Below are 1,851 nucleotides of genomic sequence, written 5' to 3' on the forward strand. Positions count from 1 at the left end.
CGTGACCCGGTCAGATGTGATAAACGTCGATGACCTGATGGATATAGTCGTTGTTGAGTTGCACGACTTTCTTCGTGATCCGCGGTGTCTCGCCGGACACGTCCAGGGTATAGAAGCAGGTCCCGAAGTAGCTGTCGGTCTTCTTGTAGCGGTGGCTCAGGGTGTGCCAGTTGAAGCGCAGCTCCACCGTGTCACCCTCCTGGGACAGCACCTCGAGGTTGTTGACCTGGTGGGTGGTGCGCGGCTCCGGCGTGCTCGCCCCGCTGCGCTCGGTCTTGATCCGGTAGACCCGATCCTCGAGCCCCTCGCGGTTCGGGTAGTAGATCAGCGAGATCTCGGCGTGCGGGTCCCGGGTCAGCTGGTCGTCGTCGTCCCAGGCCGGCATCCAGAACACCGCATCCTTGCGGTAGCACTCCAGCCACTCGTCCCACTGGCGGTCGTCGAGCAGGCGCGCCTCGCGGTACAAAAAGGCCTGGATATCCTGATAGCTGATGCTCATGGTCTCTCTCCTTATGACGCGGTGGCGATGTACTGGCTGCGTTCCTTGTCGATGGCACGCAGCATCTCCTCGACCCAGTGCTGGTGGTGCAGCACGTAGAGGCCCTCGTCTTCGGGGGAGGCCCCGCTGAGCAGCGGCTTCATGCCGATCGCCTGGGCATTCTCGTCGGCGCCCTGGATCCACTGCTTGGCCCCGCGGGACAGATCGCTCCACTCGGCCAGCGCCCCATGGTAGCCCTCTTGGCAGGCGCGGAACTCTTCCAGGTCGTCCGGGGTGCCCATGCCCGAGACGTTGAAGAAGTCCTCGTACTGGCGGATGCGCACCCGGCGGTTCTCGGCGGACTCGCCCTTGGGCGCGAAGCAGTAGATGGTGACCTCGGTCTTGTCCACGGAAATCGGGCGCAGCACCCGGATCTGGGTGGAGAACTGGTCCATCAGGTAGACGTTGGGGTAGAGGCAGAGGTTGCGGGTCTGGTTGACGATGGAGTCGGCCCGCGCTTCGCCCAGCTCCTTCTCGATCCAGTCCTTCTCGTTGTAGACCGGGCGCACCTCGGGGTTGAGCAGCCGGGTCCACAGCATCATGTGGCCGTTCTCGTAGGAGTAGAAGCCGCCCTGGCTCTTCGACCAGCCCTCGGCGTCCACCGCCTTGGTGCCGCCGGCGTCGTAGTTGCGACGCTCCATGGTGGAGGCGTAGTTCCAGTGCACGGAGCTGACGTGGTAGCCGTCGGCGCCGTTCTCGGCCTGCAGCTTCCAGTTGCCGTTGTAGGTGTAGGAGGAGGTGCCGCGCAGGATCTCCAGGCCTTCCGGCGCCTGGTCGACGATGTTGTCGATGATCTTGGTGGTCTCGCCCAGGTACTCCTCGAGCGGCTGAACGTCAGCGCTCAGGCTGCCGAACAAAAAGCCCTTGTAGTTCTCGAAGCGCGGCAGGCGCGTGAGGTCGTGGGAGCCCTCCTGCTTGAAGCTGTCCGGGTAGGCCCCGTTCTTCTCGTTCTTGGCCTTGAGCAGCTTGCCGTCGTTCTTGAAGGTCCAGCCGTGGAACGGGCAGGTGAAGGTGCCCTTGTTGCCCTGCTTGCGCCGGCAAAGCGTCGCGCCGCGGTGGGCACAGGCATTGATCAGGCCGTGCAGCTCGCCCTGCTTGTCGCGGGTGATCACCACCGGCTGGCGGCCCATGGTCACGGTGAAGTAGTCGCCCGGCTCGCTGATCTGGCTCTCGTGGGCCAAAAACAGCCAGTTGCCCTCGAAGATGTGCTTCATCTCCAGGTCGAAGAAGTCCGGGTCGGTGAACATGCTGCGATGGCAGCGGAAGATGCCGTTGTCGGCGTCGTCGACGACGGCGCCGCGGACGCGTTCCTC

General features: G+C 64.0%; 2 protein-coding genes. Both read right to left on the bottom strand.

The genetic code is table 11. The features are described from left to right. Positions 1 to 10 precede the first annotated feature (10 nt). A complete protein-coding gene (gene benB, locus FHR94_RS19395; RefSeq protein WP_183328400.1) occupies positions 11 to 499 on the bottom strand; it encodes a benzoate 1,2-dioxygenase small subunit in 489 nt (162 codons plus the stop codon). An 11-nt stretch (positions 500 to 510) separates the two neighbouring features. Continuing rightward, positions 511 to 1,851: Rieske 2Fe-2S domain-containing protein (locus FHR94_RS19400; protein ID WP_183328409.1), on the bottom strand; the 1,341-nt coding region annotated here is incomplete at its 5' end.

Origin of the sequence: Halomonas cerina, from assembly GCF_014192215.1 — a bacterium.
GTDB classification, from domain to species: domain Bacteria; phylum Pseudomonadota; class Gammaproteobacteria; order Pseudomonadales; family Halomonadaceae; genus Halomonas; species Halomonas cerina.